The 17,761-nt window shown below is 70.1% G+C and carries 12 protein-coding genes and 3 pseudogenes; 12 read left to right on the top strand and 3 right to left on the bottom strand.

Annotation, left to right across the window (positions count from 1 at the left end; translation table 11 throughout):
* The first annotated feature begins 3 nt into the window (after window positions 1–3).
* The 11 genes from B3098_RS16025 to B3098_RS15975 are packed head-to-tail and all read left to right on the top strand — an operon-like array spanning window position 4 to window position 14,480.
* The gene (locus tag B3098_RS16025) at window positions 4–273 is read left to right on the top strand and encodes a hypothetical protein (protein WP_286897691.1); all 270 of its coding nucleotides are present in this window, start codon (window positions 4–6) and stop codon (window positions 271–273) included.
* Window positions 270–923 (top strand): hypothetical protein, encoded by a 654-nt coding sequence (locus B3098_RS16020; RefSeq protein WP_175122713.1) that lies wholly within the window; start codon window positions 270–272, stop codon window positions 921–923. Before B3098_RS16025 ends, B3098_RS16020 begins: the two co-directional genes overlap by 4 nt.
* Window positions 920–1,264, top strand: coding sequence for a LysM domain-containing protein (locus tag B3098_RS16015; RefSeq protein ID WP_286897689.1), 345 nt, complete (start codon window positions 920–922; stop codon window positions 1,262–1,264). Before B3098_RS16020 ends, B3098_RS16015 begins: the two co-directional genes overlap by 4 nt.
* A complete protein-coding gene (locus B3098_RS16010; RefSeq protein WP_286897687.1) occupies window positions 1,257–2,384 on the top strand; it encodes a hypothetical protein in 1,128 nt (375 codons plus the stop codon). Before B3098_RS16015 ends, B3098_RS16010 begins: the two co-directional genes overlap by 8 nt.
* A complete protein-coding gene (locus B3098_RS16005; RefSeq protein ID WP_286897685.1) occupies window positions 2,381–2,896 on the top strand; it encodes a phage baseplate assembly protein V in 516 nt (171 codons plus the stop codon). Before B3098_RS16010 ends, B3098_RS16005 begins: the two co-directional genes overlap by 4 nt.
* 12 nt (window positions 2,897–2,908) lie before the next feature.
* Complete coding sequence (locus tag B3098_RS16000; RefSeq protein ID WP_191577784.1) at window positions 2,909–3,232, top strand: hypothetical protein; 324 nt, start codon at window positions 2,909–2,911, stop codon at window positions 3,230–3,232.
* A gap of 12 nt (window positions 3,233–3,244) precedes the next feature.
* On the top strand, window positions 3,245–3,607 hold the full coding sequence (locus B3098_RS15995) for a GPW/gp25 family protein (RefSeq protein ID WP_286897683.1): 363 nt from the start codon (window positions 3,245–3,247) through the stop codon (window positions 3,605–3,607).
* Window positions 3,604–6,060 carry a putative baseplate assembly protein gene (locus B3098_RS15990; protein ID WP_286897681.1) on the top strand — a complete coding sequence of 819 codons (2,457 nt, stop codon included), beginning with the start codon at window positions 3,604–3,606 and terminating at the stop codon, window positions 6,058–6,060. Before B3098_RS15995 ends, B3098_RS15990 begins: the two co-directional genes overlap by 4 nt.
* Complete coding sequence (locus B3098_RS15985; protein ID WP_286897679.1) at window positions 6,057–9,230, top strand: putative baseplate assembly protein; 3,174 nt, start codon at window positions 6,057–6,059, stop codon at window positions 9,228–9,230. The genes B3098_RS15990 and B3098_RS15985 overlap by 4 nt, the downstream gene beginning before the upstream one ends.
* Complete coding sequence (locus B3098_RS15980; RefSeq protein WP_286897677.1) at window positions 9,227–11,329, top strand: phage tail protein; 2,103 nt, start codon at window positions 9,227–9,229, stop codon at window positions 11,327–11,329. Before B3098_RS15985 ends, B3098_RS15980 begins: the two co-directional genes overlap by 4 nt.
* A gap of 25 nt (window positions 11,330–11,354) precedes the next feature.
* Entirely contained in the window at window positions 11,355–14,480 is a 3,126-nt protein-coding gene (locus B3098_RS15975; protein WP_286897675.1) for a DUF6519 domain-containing protein, read from the top strand.
* 11 nt (window positions 14,481–14,491) lie between these two features.
* On the opposite strand, the pseudogene B3098_RS29175 reads toward B3098_RS15975, so the two are convergent.
* The 3 pseudogenes from B3098_RS29175 to B3098_RS29165 all read right to left on the bottom strand — a co-directional run.
* A pseudogene (locus B3098_RS29175) lies at window positions 14,492–14,731 on the bottom strand (YadA C-terminal domain-containing protein); the annotation flags it as partial.
* Window positions 14,732–14,941: 210 nt separating this feature from the next.
* Window positions 14,942–15,526 (bottom strand): annotated as a pseudogene (locus tag B3098_RS29170) (adhesin); the annotation flags it as partial.
* Window positions 15,523–15,610: pseudogene (locus B3098_RS29165) on the bottom strand (hypothetical protein); the annotation flags it as partial. The pseudogenes B3098_RS29165 and B3098_RS29170, both read right to left, overlap by 4 nt.
* A gap of 739 nt (window positions 15,611–16,349) precedes the next feature.
* Here B3098_RS29165 and B3098_RS15965 point away from each other — a divergent pair.
* Window positions 16,350–17,570, top strand: a complete 1,221-nt coding sequence (locus B3098_RS15965; RefSeq protein ID WP_286897671.1) for an MFS transporter — start codon at window positions 16,350–16,352, stop codon at window positions 17,568–17,570.
* Window positions 17,571–17,761 lie beyond the last annotated feature (191 nt).

Here is a 17,761-nt window from a genome sequence, read left to right as displayed (position 1 = left end):
GCCATGGAAGACTGGATTGGCAAGACCGTGGGCGAGGTGCTGGAACTGTGCCAGACGCGCTACGCCGACGTCACGATGGTCGACGAGCCGCCGGGCAAGTTGCGCGCCGTCGAACTGGACTGCGCGGCACGCGTGCCGGTGTCGCGCTTCGTGCTGGAGTTCGACTACCGCCCCGACCTCTTCAGCGCGGCTCGCCACTGGCCGGAAGCGCTGGTGGGCGCACAGCGCATCACCGCTGTGCGCAACGCCGCCGAACCGCAGGCCTTTCCATGAGCGGACCGCTTTCGCCCCGCCTGCTGCGCGGCGGCATCATTCTGATCGATCCGGCCAGCGGGGCGGTGCAGCGCGTGATATCGCTGCAATACAACCCCGAGACCCTGACGCGCTCGCTGCAGCCGCAGAGCGTGGACGACGGCGGCGCGGCAGGCGAACCGCTGCGCCTGAAAGGTCCGCCGTCCGAGACGATCCGGCTGGACGCCGAGCTGGACGCCACCGATCAGCTCGAATTTCCCGACGATCATCCCCAGGCGCGCGACACGGGCATCCATGCGCAGCTGGCCGCGCTGGAGACCATCGTCTACCCGGACAGCGCCGCGCTCATCCGCAACAACCAGATCGCCAACCTGGGCACGCTGGAAATCGCGCCCACGGTCGCGCCGCTGAGCCTGTTCGTGTGGAGCCGCGAGCGCGTGGTACCGGTGCGCGTGACGGACTTTTCGATTACCGAAGAGGCTTTCGACGCGCGCCTCAATCCCATCCGCGCAAAGGTGTCGCTGGGCCTGCGCGTGCTGCACGTGGGCGATCTGGGCTTTGGCGACAAGGGCGGCCATCTGTACCTGGTGTATCAGCAGCGCAAGGAACGGCTGGCCGCGCTGGCCGGTCTGGGCGACCTGGGTTCCGTCGGATTGGAGTCCCTGCCATGAGCGTGCAGCGCTTTCCTGCCAACAGCCGGTACTACGACGTGCCAACGGCCGAAATGCCCGGGCCGGACGGCCGTCCGCTCGTATACTTGCGCCGGCGCTTTTTGCCGGACCCGGCGGCGCTGACCGCGGTGGGCGAGGTCGCGGTCGCCCCAGGCGACCGGCTGGACCGGATTGCCGCTGCGGCGCTGGGCGATCCGCTGCAGTTCTGGCGCCTGGCGGACGGCAACGACGCGCCGCGTCCGGGCGCGCTGGAAATGCCCGGGCGCAGCCTGCGCGTGACGCTGCCCGCCGCGTTGGGTTCTCCCTTCGGTGGTGCCCCATTCGGAGGCAACGATGCTTAGCGGCGTGCACCTGACGCTGCTGGTCGGCCCTGGCCTGCCGGTGTCTGCGCCCCGCCCCATCATGGACGGCCTGGAGCGCGTCGACGTGTCGTCATCCGCGGACGGGCCGGGCGGATTCCAGCTCACGTTCTCCGTCAGCAACCGCTCGCCGCTGCATACGCTGCTGGTGATCGCTGGCGGCCAGGTGCCGTGGCTGCGCGTCATCCTGATCGCCACGCTGAACGGGCTGCCCACCGTGCTGATGGACGGGCTGGTCACGCGCCAGGAGATCACGGACGGCAACGCGCCCGGCCAGTCGCGGCTGACCGTCACCGGCGAGGACCTGACGGTGGCGATGGACAAGCAGGACATGAGCGGCCTGCCCTACCCGGCCATGCCGCCGCCCGCGCGGGTCGCCGCCATCATTGGCCGCTACGCGCTGTACGGGATGCTGCCGCTGGTCGTGCCGTCGCCCTTCACCGACGTGCCGATTCCGGTGGAACGCATTCCGCTGCACGAAGGCACGGACCTCGCCTATGTACGCCAGTTGGCGCGGGAAGTGGGCCACGTGTTCTACATCGAGCCCGGCCCGCTGCCCGGCGCCAACGTGGCGTACTGGGGACCGGAGATCCGGCTGGGACCGGTGCAGCCCGCGCTCAACCTGGGCATGGATGTGCACAGCAATGTCGAGTCGCTCTCGTTCGCGGTGAACCAGTCGGACGCCGCGCTGCCGGTCATCTTCATCCAGAATCCGCTGACCAAGTTTCCGATTCCGCTGCCCGTTCCCGACGTCAGCCTGACCAGTCCGCCGCTGGGCCTGCTGCCGCCGCTGGCCAAGGGGCTGACGCTGCTGAAAGACACCGCCAAGCTGTCGCCGGCCGCCGCGCTGGGCAAAGGTCTGGCCATGGCCGCCGGCACCACCGCCGACGCCGTGACCGCCGATGGATCGCTCAACGTGCTGCGTTACGGCCATGTGCTCAAGTCGCGCCAACTGGTCGGCGTGCGCGGCGCGGGGCTGGCGTTCGATGGCTTGTATTACGTCAAGCGCGTCGACAGCTCGCTGAAGGCCGGCGAATTCCGGCAGCAGTTCTCGCTGGCCCGCAACGGCCTGATCTCGACCCTGCCCCTGGTGCCGCCATGACAGAACCCCAACGCCACTACGGCAAATTCCGCGGCGTGGTGATCAACAACGTCGATCCCATGCAGATGGGCCGCATCCAGGTGCAGGTGCCCGACGTGTTGGGCCTGGGCGTCTCAAGCTGGGCGATGCCGTGCGTGCCGTTCGCCGGCCAGCAGAGCGGCGTGTTCGTCGTGCCGCAGGTCGGTGCGGGCGTATGGGTGGAGTTTGAACAGGGCAAGCCCGACTACCCGATCTGGGTCGGCGGATTCTGGGGATCGGCCGCCGAAGTCCCGGCGCTGGCGCTGACCGGGCTGCCCGTGTCGCCCAGCATCGTGCTGCAGACCGGCGGGCAGAACACATTGATGATTTCCGATCTGCCGGGCCCCACCGGCGGCATTCTGCTCAAGACCAAGACGGGCGCGATGATCTCGATCAGCGACGTGGGCATCACGCTGTCCAACGGCCAGGGCGCGACGGTGATGCTGGCCGGCCCGGCCGTCAACATCAACCAGGGCGCCCTGACGGTGACCTGAGGAGGCCAGAACATGCCCGGACCTCTGCTGCATCTCGGCGCCACCGTGCAGTGTTCGCACGGCGGCCAGGCCATCCCGACGTCGCCCAACCCGCGCGTGCTGCTGTCGGGCCAGCCGGCCGTGACCATCCTGTCGACGTATTCCATCGCGGGCTGCGCGTTTCCGCCGCCGCCGTCGGGCAACGGCCCGTGTGTCACCGGCATGTGGCTCGCCGGCGCAACGCGCGTGCTGATCGGCGGGATGCCGGCCGCGCTGCAGGCGGGCTCGTCGATCTGCATGCCCACCGGTACGCCGATGCTGGCATTGCAGGCGCAGGCGCGCGTCGTGGGCATGTAAGGACGCATCGCCATGGCCCTCCTGCGCTTTCCGTTCGAACCCGACGCGCGCGGCCGCAGCCGTAATGCCGACGACGCCGCTCATGTGCGCGACATGATCGAGCAAGTGCTGTTCACCGTACCGGGCGAGCGCGTGAACCGGCCGGACTTCGGCTGCGGGCTGCTGCAACTGGTGTTTGCACCCAACAGCGACACGCTGGCCGCCGCCGTGCAGATGAGCGTGCAAGGCGCATTGCAGCAATGGCTGGGCGAGCGCATCGCGGTGGAATCCGTCAACGTCGCGCACCGCGATGCGACCCTGCAGGTCGACGTGCAGTACGTGCTGCGCCAAGGCCAGCAACGGCGCCTGGCGCGCTTTACGCGGGACGTGCCATGAACCGCCAGTTCCGCAGCGCCAACCCGCGCCGGCTGCAACTGCTGCGCGCCCAGCAGCCGCCCGGCGACAACGGCATCGCCTTCGTGGAAATTGACGCGGCCGACCAGCGCACGGTGCGCGTGGTCTGCGCGCATCCGGTGTCCGGCATCGGCCGCGCCCACGTGCGCATCGAAGGCGGCGCGCGCATTCGCGGCATCGCACTGGCCGCGGACCCGGTGCTTTCCGGCAACGAGATCCGGCTGACCGTGGACAAGGCAGGCGACTTCTCGTGGTACACGCTCGCGCTCGTCAACCCTGCCGCCCCTGACGCGCCGGCGCCGGGCTTTGACCTGTGCCTGTCCACCATCGAGATCAACTTCAAGGCGGGGTGCCCGTCGGAGTTCGACTGCGCCGATACGCACACGTGCGATGCGCCCACGCCGGCAGAGCCGCTGCTTGATTACCTGGCCAAGGATTACGAGAGCTTCCGGCGGTTGATGCTGGACCGCCTGTCGCAGAGCATGCCCGACTTCACCGAGCGCAATCCCGCCGATTTCACCGTCGCGCTGGTGGAAACGCTGGCCTACGTGGCCGACCATCTTTCCTACGCGCAGGACGCCGCCGCCACCGAGGCCTATCTGGACACCGCGCGCCGCCGGACCTCGCTGCGGCGGCATGCGCGTCTGCTGGACTACCCGCTGCATGACGGCTGCAACGCGCGCGTGTTTGTCGCGATCGAAGCGAACGCGCAGGGTGACGGCAAGCTCATCCCGGCGGGCACGCCGCTATTGACCAGCACGCCCGAAGCCGCGCTTGCCGAGCCCGTGCGCCGCCGTGACGTGCTGGACGGGCTGCCCGCGGCCGGCATTGAAGTGTTCGAGACGCTGCACGACCTGACGCTGCATGCCGCGCACAGCCGCATCTTTCTGCATGATTTCGCCGATCCCGCCTACTGCCTGCCGCGCGGCCAGACGCAGGCGGCGCTGGTGAACGATCCGCCGCTGACGCTTGCCCCCGGCGACGTGCTGGTGTTCGAGGAAACCATCGACCCGTTGACGGGCCGCAGGGCCGACGCCGACCGCACGCATCGCGTGGCCGTGCGCCTGACCGAAACGCGCGCCGGCCGCGACGACCTGACCGGCACCGACCTGCTGCTGATCGCCTGGCATCCGGACGACGCGCTGCCGTTTCCGCTGTGCGTCAGCCGCGAGTTCGACGACGGCGGCGCGCTGGTCAAGCGGGCCGTGTCCGTCGCGCGCGGCAACGTCGTCCTGGCCGACCACGGCATGCAGCGCGACTGGACGCCGCTACTGCCGGACACGGCCACCGCGCGCGACGCGCCCGCCTCGCGGCCCTACCGCCCCCGCCTGCCGGACGCGGGCCTGGCCTGCGCCGAACCCTACCGGCATGACCTGGCCGTGTCCGCCCTGCTGCCCGCCGGTGCGGCGCTGGCGCAGGACCCGCGCCGCGCGCTGCCCAGCGGCATGTCGCTGCAGGCGGACGACGCCAATCAGCCCGGCGACGTGCCCGCCCCCGCCAGCCCGGCGTGGTCCCCCCAGCGCAGCCTGCTGGCCAGCGCCCGTGACGCGCGCGAGTTCGTGGTCGAAACGGAAACCGATGGCGCGGCCTGGCTGCGCTTTGGCGACAACCGCTACGGCGCCGCTCCCGTGGCCGGCGAACGCCTGCTGGCGCGCTACCGGCTGGGCGGTGGATCGGAGGGCAACGTGGGCGCCGAGGCCATCGGCGCGCTCGTCACCGACGATGCGGACCTGATGCTGGGCGTGGCGCGCGTGCGCAATCCGCTGCCCGCGCAGGGCGGCGCAGCGCCGGAACCGGCCGACGCCATCAAGCTCAACGCACCCGAGGCGTTCCGCGTGCAGGAACGCGCGGTCACGGCCGACGACTACGCGCGCCTGGCCGAACGCCATCCGCAGGTGCAGCGCGCGGCGGCCCGGTTGCGCTGGACGGGCAGTTGGCACACCGTGTTCCTGACCGTGGACCGGCGCGGCGGGCGCGAGGTGGACGCGCCCTTTCGCGCCACGCTGCGCGCCTTCATGGAGCGCTTCCGGCTGGCCGGACAGGACCTGGAATTCTCCGATCCCGTACACGTGCCGCTCGACATCCTGGTGCGCGTCTGCGCCGCGCCGGGCCACTTTGCCGCGGACGTCAAAGCGGCGCTGCGCGATGCCTTCACCGCGGGCCTGGACCGCGCGGGCCGGCCGGGCTTTTTTCATCCCGACCGCTACACCTTCGGCACGCCGCTGGCGCTGTCGGCGCTGATGCGGGCCGTCATGGCGGTGCCGGGCGTCGCGTCGGCGCGGGCCGAACGCTTCCAGCGCTGGGGCCGCGACCCCGCCGGCGAAATGGACACCGGCCGCCTGCTGATTGCGCCGCTGGAAGTGCTGCGCGCCGACGGCGACCCGAACTTTCCCGAGAACGGCCGCATCGACTTCATTGTGGAGGGCGGATCATGACAACCCCCGCCGATTGCGGCTGCTGCGCCGGCCAGCCTGCGCTGACGCCATCAGACCTGGACAACCCGCCGGGCCAGCCCGCCTTGCGCCTGCGCATCGGCACGCATGGCCGGTTTCTGGCCAGCCTGACAGCCGACCTGGCGCGATCGCCGGCGCTGGCCGCGCTGACCACACGCGACCGTGACGACCCGGTCATCGCCTTGTTCGACGCGTGGGCTGCGGTGCTGGACGTGCTGGCGTTCTATCAGGAGCGCATCGGCAACGAGGGCTATCTGCGGACCGCGACCGAGCGCCGGTCGGTGCAATCGCTGGCACGGGCCATCGGCTACGAACTGCGGCCCGGTGTGGCGGCAACGACGTGGCTGGCGTTTTCGATGGAAACCGCGCCCGGTGCGCCGCTGCGCGCGCGCATCGAGCCGTGGACGCGCGCGCAAAGCGTGCCCGCGCAGGATGAACGCGCGCAGACGTTCGAAACCCTGCAGGCGGTCGAGGCGCGCGCCGCCTGGAACGCGCTGGAACTGGCGTGGCTGGAACCGGCGCCGCCGCGCTTTGGCGCCCGCACGCTGTGCCTGGCCGGGGCGGCCACGCGCCTCAAAGCCGGCGACGCCGTGCTGATCGTCGGCGACGAACGTGTGCGCGACCCCGGCAACGAAAACTGGGACTTCCGCCGCCTGACGCAGGTTCGCGAGTATGTGCCAGGCCCCGGCGAAGACGGCGCGCCCGCCTACACGCTGATCTCGCTGGAACGCGGCCTGGGCAGCGCGGCCCCGCACGTGCAGCCTGCGCGCCGCAATCCGCGCTGCTACGCGCTGCGCGCGCAGGCGCGGCTGTTCGGCTACAACGCGCCCGACTGGCGCGCCATGCCCGCCACACTGCGCGCGGCCTATCTGGGCATGGCCGACGACGCCAAGCCGTCCTTCAGCCAGTTCCCCCAATGGCCGGGCTACACGCTGGCCGACATCTCCGATCCGCCGGGCGCCAGCGGCGCGGGGTCCGGCCTGTACGGCGAGTATTACCGCGGCCGCACCTTCAGCGAGCGGGTGATGACGCGCACCGATCCGCAGCTGGATTTCCGGTGGGCGGCCGGCGGTCCCGGCGACGGCATGCCCGCGGACAACTTCTGCGTGCGCTGGACCGGCTGGGTGCGCGGGCCGGGCAGCGGCAGCTACACCTTCCACGTCACGGCCGACGACGGCGTGCGGCTGTGGGTGGACGGCAACCTGCTCATCGACCAGTGGCGCGAGCAATCGCCTACCGAGTACAGCGCCAGCGCCAGGCTCACGGCAGGCCGCAAGCACGACATCCGCATCGACTACTACGAGGCCAGCGGCGACGCCACCCTTGCGCTCGCGTGGTCCGGACCGGGCCTGGCGCGCCAGACGATATCCGCCGCCAGCCTGTTCCCCGCCGACGTGCACGGCGTGCACCTGGACGCCGTCTATCCGAAATGGGTGACGGGCGGCTGGGCCGTGCTGTCCATGCCGGGGTATGAAGAGCTCTACCGCATTGCCGACGCCGGCCCCGACGCGCGCACCGGCTTTGCGCTGGCCGGGCCGACCACCCGCCTGGCCTTGCGCGGCGAGCGCCTGCGCGAACAGTTCAACGACGCCGTGCGCGAGACCACCGCCTATGGCGAATCCGATGCGCTGGACTGGGGCGTGCGCCCCGCGTCCGGCCTGACGCAGGGCCACGCGCTGGTGCTGGCGTCGTACGAACCCGACCTGCCGCCAGACCGCGTGCTGGCGGTGTCGGGGCTGATCCTGGACGAGGCCGACGCCGCGAACATCGCGCCACGCGACCGGCTGTTGCGCGGCGACGCGCTGGCCAACGTGCGCGTGGCGCGCGACCGCGCCAGCGCGGATCTGGAATTCGAGGACGGCGCGCGCGCTACGGTCACGCTGGCTGAAGCCAGCGACATCGTCCGCATCCAGCGCAACGACAGCGCTGGCGGCCGCACGTCGCTGCACTTGGACGCCGATCTGGCGCACGCCTATCTGCCCGCCACGGTGCGCATCAACGCCAACGTCGCGCCGGCCAGCCACGGCGACAGCCGGCAGATGCGCATCCAGCCCGAGGTGCTGGGCAGCGGCGCCGGCAACCGGGCGTTCCAGCGCTTCACGCTGCAGCAAAAGCCGCTGACCCTCGTGCCCGCGCCCACGGCGAGCGGCGCAGCGAGCAGTTTGGAAGTTCGCGTGGATGGCCTGCTGTGGACCGAAGCGCCGCGCATCACGGAACTGGCGCCGGACGATCGCGCCTATCTGCTGCGGCTGGACGACAGCGGCGGCGCCACGGTGCAGTTCGGCGACGGCCTGCACGGCGCGCGGCTGCCGTCGGGGTCGGGCAATGTGGAGGCGCGCTATCGCGTCGGCCTGGGCCGCGAAGGCAACGTCGCGCGCGGTCAACTGAATGTGCTGCTTACGCGCGCGCCCGGCGTCAAGGCGGTCGTCAATCCGGCAGCCGCCACCGGCGGCGTGGATCCCGAAGCCGGCGACGCTGCCCGCCGCAATGCGCCGCTGCGCGTGCGCACGCTGGACCGCATCGTCTCGCTGCGCGACTTCGAGGATTTTTCCGCCGCGTTCACCGGCATCGGCAAGTCGCAGGCGGTGTGGCTGTGGGATGGGGAACAACGGCTCGTGCATCTGACCGTCGCCGGCGAGGATGGCGCCGCACTGGATCCTGCCGGCGCGCTGTATCGCAATCTGCTCGCGGCCATCGATGGGGCGCGGCCGCCCTACCAGCCGCTGCGGGTGGCGCCGTGCCGCTATCTGGATTTCGGCGTGCGGGCCGGTCTGGGCATCGATCCCCGTTACGAGACGCCCAAGGTATTGCAGGCGGCCCGCGCCCGCGTGCTGGAGGCCTTTGGCTTTGCCGCGCGCGCATTCGGTCAGCCTGTGCACGGCGCGGAAGTCTTGGCCGTGCTGCAAGGCGTGCCGGGCGTGCAGTGGGTGGATCTGGATTCGCTGGTGCTGGATGGGGGGCTGAATATTGGGCTGAACCCGGGGCCGGGCACGGGACTGAGCGCGGGGTTGTCCAGCTTCACCGCGCGGCGCAGCAACGGGCCCGGCGCCACGCTGCCGGCGCGCACCGCGCGGTGGCAGCAAGGCAGCCTGCAACCGGCCGAACTGCTGCGCCCTGACCCGGCGAACATCTTGCTCACGGAGCGCACATGAACACCCGCCTGGATGCCGATGCGCTGATGGCCCTGCTACCGGCCTTCTACCGTGAACGCGACGCCGCGGCCGGCGGCCCGCTGCGCGCGCTGCTGGACGTGCTGGCGCGCCAGGGCGCGCTGGTGGACGCCGACGTGGACCGGCTCTACGACAACTGGTTCATCGAGACCTGCGACGACTGGGTGGTGCCGTACCTGGGCGATCTGCTCGGCGTGCGCGCGCTGTACCCTGTCGGCGCCGCCTTCTCGCCCCGCGCGCTGGTCGCCAACACGCTGCGGCTGCGCCGCCGCAAGGGCACCGCACTGGTGCTGGAAGAACTGGCCGCCGACGCCACGGGCTGGCGCAGCCGCGTGTCCGAGTGCTTTGAACGCGTCGCCACCACCCAGCACGTCAACCATCCGCGCCCGCACGCGCTGCGCACACCGGATCTGCGCGATTCCCGCGCAATGGAACGCGTTGACGGTCCTTTTGGCGCCGAGCTGCACACGGCCGATGTGCGCGCACTGCCGGCCGGGCGCTACAACCTGCCCAACGTCGCGCTGTTCCTGTGGCGGCTGCAGTCTTACACCGTCCAGCGCGGCGACGCCGCCCCCGCCACGACGCGCGATGGCTTCTACACCATCGATCCGCTGGGCCGCGACCAGCCGCTGTTCAACCGGCCCCGCACGGAGACCGACATCGACCACCTGGCCGAGCCGGTCAACGTGCCCGAACCGCTGTCCTGGCGCGATCTGCACGCCGAACTGCAAGCGCGCCGCCAGGCGCTGACCGACGGCGACGCGCCGCCGCAAGGGGGCTTTGCCGAGAGCGGCGGCGGCCCGGTCGTGCAGGTGTGGCTGGACGGACAGGCCGTGCCGCCCGAGCATCTGGTCATCTGCAACCTGGCGCCCATCCCCGGCGTTTCCCCCGAGGACTGGCGCCGGCCCGACGCGTCGCTGCTGGTCAAGGCGCGCAAGCCCGGGCGGCCGGACCGCAGCTTCCCTGTTGCGGGCGGCGTGCTGGTGGGCCTGGACCCGCACCGCGGACGCCTTGCGCTGCCGCCCGGCGTCACCGCGCAATCGGTGCAGGTGCGTTTTGCGTATGGCTTTCCCGGCGACATGGGCGCGGGTCCGTACGACCGCAGCGCCCCGGTTGGCGATGACGCGGACGCGGCGTCCGAAGACAACTTCGACATCGAACTGCGCGTGCCCTCGGCGGCCACGCCCACGCTGGCGGCGGCGCTGGCCGCGGTGCAGGCAGGCCAGCGGGTGCGCATCGTTCTGGACCACGACGGCACCGAAGCCATCGCGCCGGACCTCGTGCTGCCCGACACGCATCTGTCGATCGAGGCGGCCCCGCTGCGCCGGCCCGTGCTGCGGGGCGACTGGCGGCTGCGCGGCAACGCCAGCACGCGCGTGCGGCTAGACGGGCTGCTGGTGGATGGCCGCCTGCGGCTGGAAGGCGCATTGCGTGCCGTGGCGCTGCGGCACTGCACGCTGGCGCCCGCGCGTGGCGGCGTGCGCCACAGCGGCGCAGCGCCGGAACTTGAATTGAGCCTTACGCGCTGCATCAGCGGGCCGGTGCGCTGCGCGACGCCGCTTGCCGCCGTCGAGATCGAGGCGTGCCTGATCGATGCGCAAGGCAGCGCGGCTGCCGCGGTCGACGTGGACGACAGCGCCCTGCGCGTGCTGGCGAGCACGCTGTTCGGGCGCGTGGCGGCCGGGCGGCTCGACGCGTCCAACACGCTGTTCGGCGGCCCGCTCGCCATCAACCGCCGCCAGGAAGGCTGCGTGCGCTATTGCCACGTGCCCATGCCGTCAGTCACGCCCCGGCGCTACCGCTGCCAGCCGGACCTGGCCATGCAGGACCTGGGCGCCGCAGCCGCAAAGCGCGCGGCGGCGCGCGTGGCCCCCTCGTTTACCTCCACGCAGTTCGGATCGCCGTCCTACGGCCAACTGGCGCGCGGCTGCGCGCTCGAGATCCGCGAAGGCGCGGACAACGGCGCCGAAATGGGCGCCTGGAATTTCCTGCTGCAAGCCCAGCGCGAAGCCAACCTGCGGCAGGCGCTGGACGAGTATCTGCGCTTCGGACTCGAAGCGGGATTGATCCCCGTGAACTGAGCCCCCTGTCTTCGGGAACAACACCATGAAAGCCGATCTCAGCCGCCTCACCTTCGACCCCGCCCGGCGCTACCGGGCCGTCCGCATGCAGCAGGGCCGCGTGCAGATGGATTCGGACTGGAACGAGCAGCAGGACATCCTGAACCGCCGCATCGAAACCGAGACGGCGGACACGGTCGGCCGGGTGGGCGTGCCGCTGGCCGCGCCGGGCTTTGCGTTGGCGCCTGCCGGCAAAGACCTGTCGCTGTCGGCAGGCCGCCTGTATCTGGACGGCCTGTTGTGCGAAAACCCGCAGCCCGCCGCCGTGGCCAAGCAGCCCGACATGCCGCCGACGGCATCGCCCGTGCTGCCGGCTGGCGCGTCCGTCCTGCCGCTGCCGCCGCCCGCCCTCACGCCGGCCGACATCGACGGCGTGGTTGTCTTCGGATCGAGCGGGCAGACCGCGCCGCCGCCCGAGGGCATGTACCTGGCCTATCTGGAAGCGTGGCAGCGCCACCTGTGCACGCTCGACCTGCCTGCCGGCGACACCAGCATGCGCGAGGTCGCGCTGGGCGGCCCCGACACCGCCACCCGCGAAAAGACGGTGTGGCAGGTCAAGCTGATGCAGGTCGGCGCGCCCGACGCCGCCCTCACCTGCCTGTCGGCGCTGCCGGCATGGGATGCGCTGATCGCCCCGCCCGATGCGCGCATGGCCGCGCGCGCCGAAGCCAGCGTGCCGCCCAAGACGCCGTGCCAGTTGCCGCCCGACGCCGGCTATCGTCTGCTGGAAAACCATCTCTACCGCATCGAGATCCATCAGGACGGCGCGGGCGCGGGCAAGGCGCGCTACAAGTGGTCGCGCGAAAACGGCAGCATCCTGTCGCGTGTGGTGCGCTGGCTGGACGACCCCGTGGTCAACGAATTTGAAGTTGCCAGCATCGGCCGCGACGACGTGCTGGCCATCACCGCGGGCTGCTGGGTCGAATTTCTGGATGACACGCACGAACTGCTGGGACAGCCGGGGCCGCTGGCGCAGGTGGTGCGCACCGACGGCAACACGGTCACCATCGATCCGGCCAGCCTGATCGGCCATCCCCTGGATGCGGCGCGCTTTCCATCCAATCCGCGCGTGCGCCGTTGGGACGGCGTCGCGGAAATCACGCCCGCGCCCATCAACAGCGCCAACGCCGGCTGGGTGGAGCTGGAACAGGACGGCGTCGAGATCAAGTTTTCCCCAGGCCGCCTGCGCGTGGGCGACTACTGGCTGATTCCCGCGCGCACCGCCACCGCCTCCATCGAATGGCCGCAACTGCCCGACGGCAAGCCCGCCTTCAACGCGCCCGCCGGGATCCTGCGGGCGTTTGCGCGGCTGGCCTTGCTGCGCTGGCAGGGCGGCGCGTGGACCGCCATCAGCGATTGCCGCCCGCTCTTTCCCGCGTTGACGGAACTGACTCAGCTTTACTACGCGGGCGGCGACGGGCAGAGCGTCAAGCCCAATCCCGCCATGACGCCGGATGTCGTGCCGCTGCCTTCCGAGTTGCGCGCGGGTGTGGCCAACGGCAGCCTGCCGGTGGCGGGCGCCGTCGTGCGCTTTACGGTGGACGCCGGCCGCCTGCCCAATGGCACGGCCACGCAGGACGTGGCGACCGGCGCTGACGGCGTCGCGTCCATCGCCTGGTCCCTTGCCTGCGATGCCGCCCGCCCCGTGCAACGCGCCACGGCGCAACTGCTGCGCGCGGGCCAGCCCGCGCCCGACCGCTACCTGCCGCTGCGCTACACGGCGATGCTGGCGCTGGCATCCGAGGTGGCCTACGACCCGCGCAACTGCGCGGACCTGCTTGCGGAGCAGGCCTATTCGGTGCAGGAAGCCTTGGACGCCCTGTGCCGTCGCACCCACGGCGGCGGCTGCTGCCTTACCGTTGGCCCGGCGGGCGATTTCCCGACGCTGGACAACGCGCTGCGCACGCTCATCGGACAGGACCGCATGGACATCTGCCTGTGCCTGACGCCCGGCGAACACAAGCTGGACGATGACCTCATCCTCAAGGGGCCGCGCGTGCGCCTGATGCTGCATGGGTGCGGCCCGGCCAGCCGGCTGATGCTGGATGAACGCATGTTCAGCCTGGACGGCTTTGCCAGCGTTTCCATTGCCGACCTGGTGATCACGCGGCGCGGCCAGCCGGCGGCAATCGCTTTCAACCAGTGCGCCGACCTGCGGCTGTCGCGCGTCGATTGCGCGGGGCCGGCCGGACCCGGCAACAGCCTGGTGCGTGTCGACGGCAGCCGCCGCGTACACATCGAGACCTGCCGTCTTTATGCCGCCGGCCGCGGCAACGCCGAACGCCTCGACCAGCTCTTCACCCGCGCCCCGGCGCTGTCCGCGTTAAAGCGCGCGCTTTCTCCCGATGCGGTGCTGGACGATGACGACGATCGCGCCGCCTCGGCGCTGTCCCGCCAGCCCCTGGATGCGCGCAAGGCGATGACCACGGAGATCGCCGCGCTGCTGCGCGCGGGCGCCGCGGGCAACGCGTTGACCATGACGCCGCGCATCCAGTCGGCGCTGACGACGCTGGCCACGCAGCTTGGCCGCGAAACGCCAGCGGCCAAGCGCCTGCGCCCCGCCATCGCCGCGCTTGCCGCCGCGCTGCTGGCCGATCCGATGTCGTGCGCGCTGGCGCTGCTGGACAACGACGCCGACACCACTGTGCGCGACAACCGACTGCGCGGCGGCATCGCGCTCTTTGCGGAATCAGGAGATTTTCCGGAACTGACGACGGATCAGTTGAAGCTGTTGGGCGGCGGCATCCGCACGGGCAAGATGGTGCCCGAAGGCGACGGCACGCTGACGCTGCAAAGCAACCACCTTTCCAGCCTGCGGCTCGGCGCCGAAGCGGCGCGCGCCATGCTGACCATCATCCAGACGGGCGGCGGATTCGCCGCGTGGCGCTGCCTGCGCGCCGCCGACAACGCGCTGGAGGCCTACAGCCACTTCCCGGCATTCGACGCCGCCATGACCGGCAACAACCTGCTGACCAACGGCGACGCGGGCGCCCTCATCGCCACGCAGGCCAAGGTGATCGGCAACTTCGCGCACAACGATTTCCGGTTGTTTGTGTCGGGCGCGAATCCGGAAGTGCTGGCGAACGGCGGGTTGAATGTCGTGACGGTGTGATCCCGCGGCCATCACCACTGCATCGACGCGCCGATCCCGGCCGTGGGCCCGCCCGAGGCCATGCCCACGCCGGCCTTGAGCTTGACGCGGTCGTTCACACGTGCCGACGCGCCCACTGCAACGGCCTGGTAGCCGCGATACGTGGCCGCGCCGACGCCCAGCGCAAACCGCTTGCCCGGATCTACTTCCGGCACCATGGTCAGCGCCGTGGTAGCTGCAATGCCCGAATAGGCGTTGCGCGCAACGTCGTCGATGGCGCGGTTGGTCTGGTCGATGCGATTGTCCAGGCGCGCGAGTCCTTCACGGTTGCGTTGCACGCCGGTATCCAGCGAGCCAAGCGCATCGCCGACGTTGTAATACGTCTGGCCGTCGAGCTGATACGCCGGTCCGGTGACCGCGCCCGTAGCCGTATCGATATGCGCGCCGCCGCCCAGGCCGGCCACCACCGGGTTGAGTTGACCCACAGTTACGGCATCGGTGTTTTGCGTGCCCGCGGCCACGTTGATCACCTGGCGCTCGGCGCCTTGCGCACCCACCGAGACCGAATTGGCGCGGTCAGCCACGGAGCCCGCACCCAGCGCCACGCCGTTGGCCGCCGTCGCCGAGGCGTTGGCGCCGATGGCCACGCCGTTGGACGCGGTAACGGTGGCGTTGGCTCCGACCGCCGTGCCCATCGTGCCCGTGCCCGCCGCGGCGTTGTCGCTGCCGTCGCCCGCGCCGTCGACGCTAACGTAGGCGTTGGCGGCGTTCATCTGGCCGACCTGTTGCGAAAGGACGTAGAGCTGGCTGCCATTGACAGCGTCCGTGCTGGTTGCCGAGATGACGCCGCTGGCGACGCCCGTGACGGTGCGCGTACCGTCCGTGCCCGCCATGTCGATCACGTTGCCCCCCGAGGATGCCGCCACGGTGATGGCGCCGGTGATCGCATCCTGCCGGACCAGACCGACGGTACCGTTGTTGAGGTTGGTGGTCAGCGTGTTCAGGTTGGCCGTGTTCTGCGCGACAGTGGCGCCCAACGTCGTGATGGCCGTGCTGTTGGCCTGCACTTGCAGATTGGTCGCGTAAAGCTGCGATCCATTCACCGCGTCCAGGCTGATGGACGACAACACGCCCGCGCCCACCTGAGTGATCTGGTTTCCGTTCATGTAGAGGCTGTTCAGCATGTGGATGCCGTTTTCGCCCTTCAATTCCAGCGTGCCATCGTCATACCCGGTCACCCTGGCTGACGAGAGGGGCAATCCTGATGCCAGGCCGGTGCTCGCGGCGTTGTTCAGGGAAAAGGCCTCGCCGAGCGCAGAGCAGTTAAGGGTGGTGTTGGGTGAGGGATGGGCGTTGACGATGATCCCGTTTGCCGCGGTGGGGTCGCATAGCTGCAATTCCCCGTTGGCGCGGGCAGCGGGCGCCAATGCCAGGCTTCCGGCGCCGACCAAAAGAACGCCTGCGGCAGAAGCGGCGAGGCGCTTGCTGCTACAGGCGACGCGCCAGCGGGCGGCGCAGCGCGCGCCTCTTTGAAAGATTTTGGTTGCATTGCAGAAAGACGAAAGGACGTGGTTCATGGCATATCCACCGAGCGCGAAGGCGCAGACGTTATCGAAGAATTCATCTCAAAAAAATCCTTAACCATTTGATCGATAAGGATTTTTCTTTCAATCTACTGACCCCCGAATACCCGAACCATCAAAAATTTCTTATATTTGGACGTTCAAATACGACATAGATCAACAAGCGCCAAAGCCACCGCGTCGCATGAGAGAACGCCCTTGGCGCCGATCGGCAAGCGCGACAGCATCCGACACGCAAATGACAGGTTAGGGCCACTACAATGCGTCTGCTGCATCGCAGCATTCCGCAATTCTCTTCGTAGTTTCCATGTCCCATTCCGTTTCCTCGCAGCACCGGCCCGCCCTGGTGCTGCTGGCGCTTGCCGTTGGCAGCTTCGCGATCGGCACCACCGAATTCGCGACGATGAGCCTGCTTCCCTACTTCTCACAGTCGCTGGGCATCGATGCCCCCACCGCCGGCCATGTGATCAGCGCGTACGCGTTGGGCGTCGTGGTCGGCGCGCCCATCCTTGCCGTGCTGGGCGCCCGCATGCCGCGCCGCCGGCTGCTGATTGCGCTGATGGGGCTGTTCGCCATCGGCAACGGCCTGAGCGCGATCGCGCCCAATTACCACTGGATGCTGTTTTTCCGGTTCCTCAGCGGCCTGCCGCACGGCGCCTACTTCGGCATCGCGTCGCTCGTGGCCAGTTCGATGGTGCCGGCCAACCGGCGCACCGTGGCCGTGGGCCGCGTGTTCCTCGGCCTGACCGTCGCCACCATCGTCGGCGTGCCGCTGGCCAACTGGCTGGGCCAGGTCATCGGCTGGCGCTGGAGCTTCGGCCTGGTGTCGCTGCTGGCGGTGCTGACCATGCTGAGCGTGCGCGCCTATGCCCCGGACACGGCCGCCGATCCGCACGCCAGCCCGCTGCGCGAGCTGAGCGCACTGGGCCGCGGCCAAGTGTGGATCACACTGGCCATCGGCGCGGTCGGGTTCGGCGGGCTGTTCTCCATTTACACCTACCTGGCGGACACGCTGACCGCCGTCACGCAGGTCTCTCCCGCCACGGTGCCGCTGGTGCTGAGCGCCTTCGGCGTCGGCCTGACGGTGGGCAACATGGTCGTGCCGGTGTTTGCCGATCGAGCCGTCATGCGCACGGCGGGCCTGTTGCTGTTGTGGTCGGCCGTGGTGCTGGCCCTGTTTCCGTTCATGGCCCACAACGTGTGGCTGATCACGTTGAACGTTTTCCTCGTGGGCGTGGGCGGCGCGCTGGGCACGGTGCTGCAGACGCGCCTGATGGACGTGTCGGGGGACGCGCAGGGGCTGGCCGCGGCGCTCAACCATTCCGCGTTCAACACCGCCAACGCGCTCGGGCCGTTCCTGGGCGGACTCGCGATTGCCGCCGGGTTCGGGTGGACGTCGACCGGCTGGGTCGGCAGCCTGCTCGCCATCGCCAGCATGCCGTTGTGGCTGTGGGCGGTGATGCTGGAACGCCGGACGCGCTCGGCGCGGGCGGACAAGCTGGTGGTCAGCACCGAATCGGCCCGCTGAACCAATAGAGGACGCCTTCATGGCGTCCTCTATTCAGGGTCCGTTCGGACGTCCCCATTTATCGCATTGCAAAACGTCGGCCCGATGCCACACCGGACAAGCGCCTATTGCAGCCCGCGGCCGCGCCGCAGCTATACTTTCCGCACTCTTTACCACCCACAAGACGCGCTGCACCTCCAACATGCAGCGCT

It is taken from the genome of Achromobacter sp. UBA2119 (assembly GCF_002331005.1).
Lineage (GTDB): Bacteria > Pseudomonadota > Gammaproteobacteria > Burkholderiales > Burkholderiaceae_B > Achromobacter > Achromobacter animicus.
The sequence above is the reverse complement of the archived record's forward strand: the minus strand, read 5'-3'. Positions and strand labels throughout refer to the sequence as shown.

Coding starts and splice junctions, on each gene's coding strand:
- B3098_RS16005 (WP_286897685.1), top strand. CDS start 2,381: ATGACAGAACCCCAACGCCACTACGGCAAATTCCGCGGCGTGGTGATC.
- B3098_RS15980 (WP_286897677.1), top strand. CDS start 9,227: ATGAACACCCGCCTGGATGCCGATGCGCTGATGGCCCTGCTACCGGCC.
- B3098_RS15990 (WP_286897681.1), top strand. CDS start 3,604: ATGAACCGCCAGTTCCGCAGCGCCAACCCGCGCCGGCTGCAACTGCTG.
- B3098_RS15965 (WP_286897671.1), top strand. CDS start 16,350: ATGTCCCATTCCGTTTCCTCGCAGCACCGGCCCGCCCTGGTGCTGCTG.
- B3098_RS16010 (WP_286897687.1), top strand. CDS start 1,257: ATGCTTAGCGGCGTGCACCTGACGCTGCTGGTCGGCCCTGGCCTGCCG.
- B3098_RS15975 (WP_286897675.1), top strand. CDS start 11,355: ATGAAAGCCGATCTCAGCCGCCTCACCTTCGACCCCGCCCGGCGCTAC.
- B3098_RS15995 (WP_286897683.1), top strand. CDS start 3,245: ATGGCCCTCCTGCGCTTTCCGTTCGAACCCGACGCGCGCGGCCGCAGC.
- B3098_RS16015 (WP_286897689.1), top strand. CDS start 920: ATGAGCGTGCAGCGCTTTCCTGCCAACAGCCGGTACTACGACGTGCCA.
- B3098_RS16025 (WP_286897691.1), top strand. CDS start 4: ATGGAAGACTGGATTGGCAAGACCGTGGGCGAGGTGCTGGAACTGTGC.
- B3098_RS16020 (WP_175122713.1), top strand. CDS start 270: ATGAGCGGACCGCTTTCGCCCCGCCTGCTGCGCGGCGGCATCATTCTG.
- B3098_RS15985 (WP_286897679.1), top strand. CDS start 6,057: ATGACAACCCCCGCCGATTGCGGCTGCTGCGCCGGCCAGCCTGCGCTG.
- B3098_RS16000 (WP_191577784.1), top strand. CDS start 2,909: ATGCCCGGACCTCTGCTGCATCTCGGCGCCACCGTGCAGTGTTCGCAC.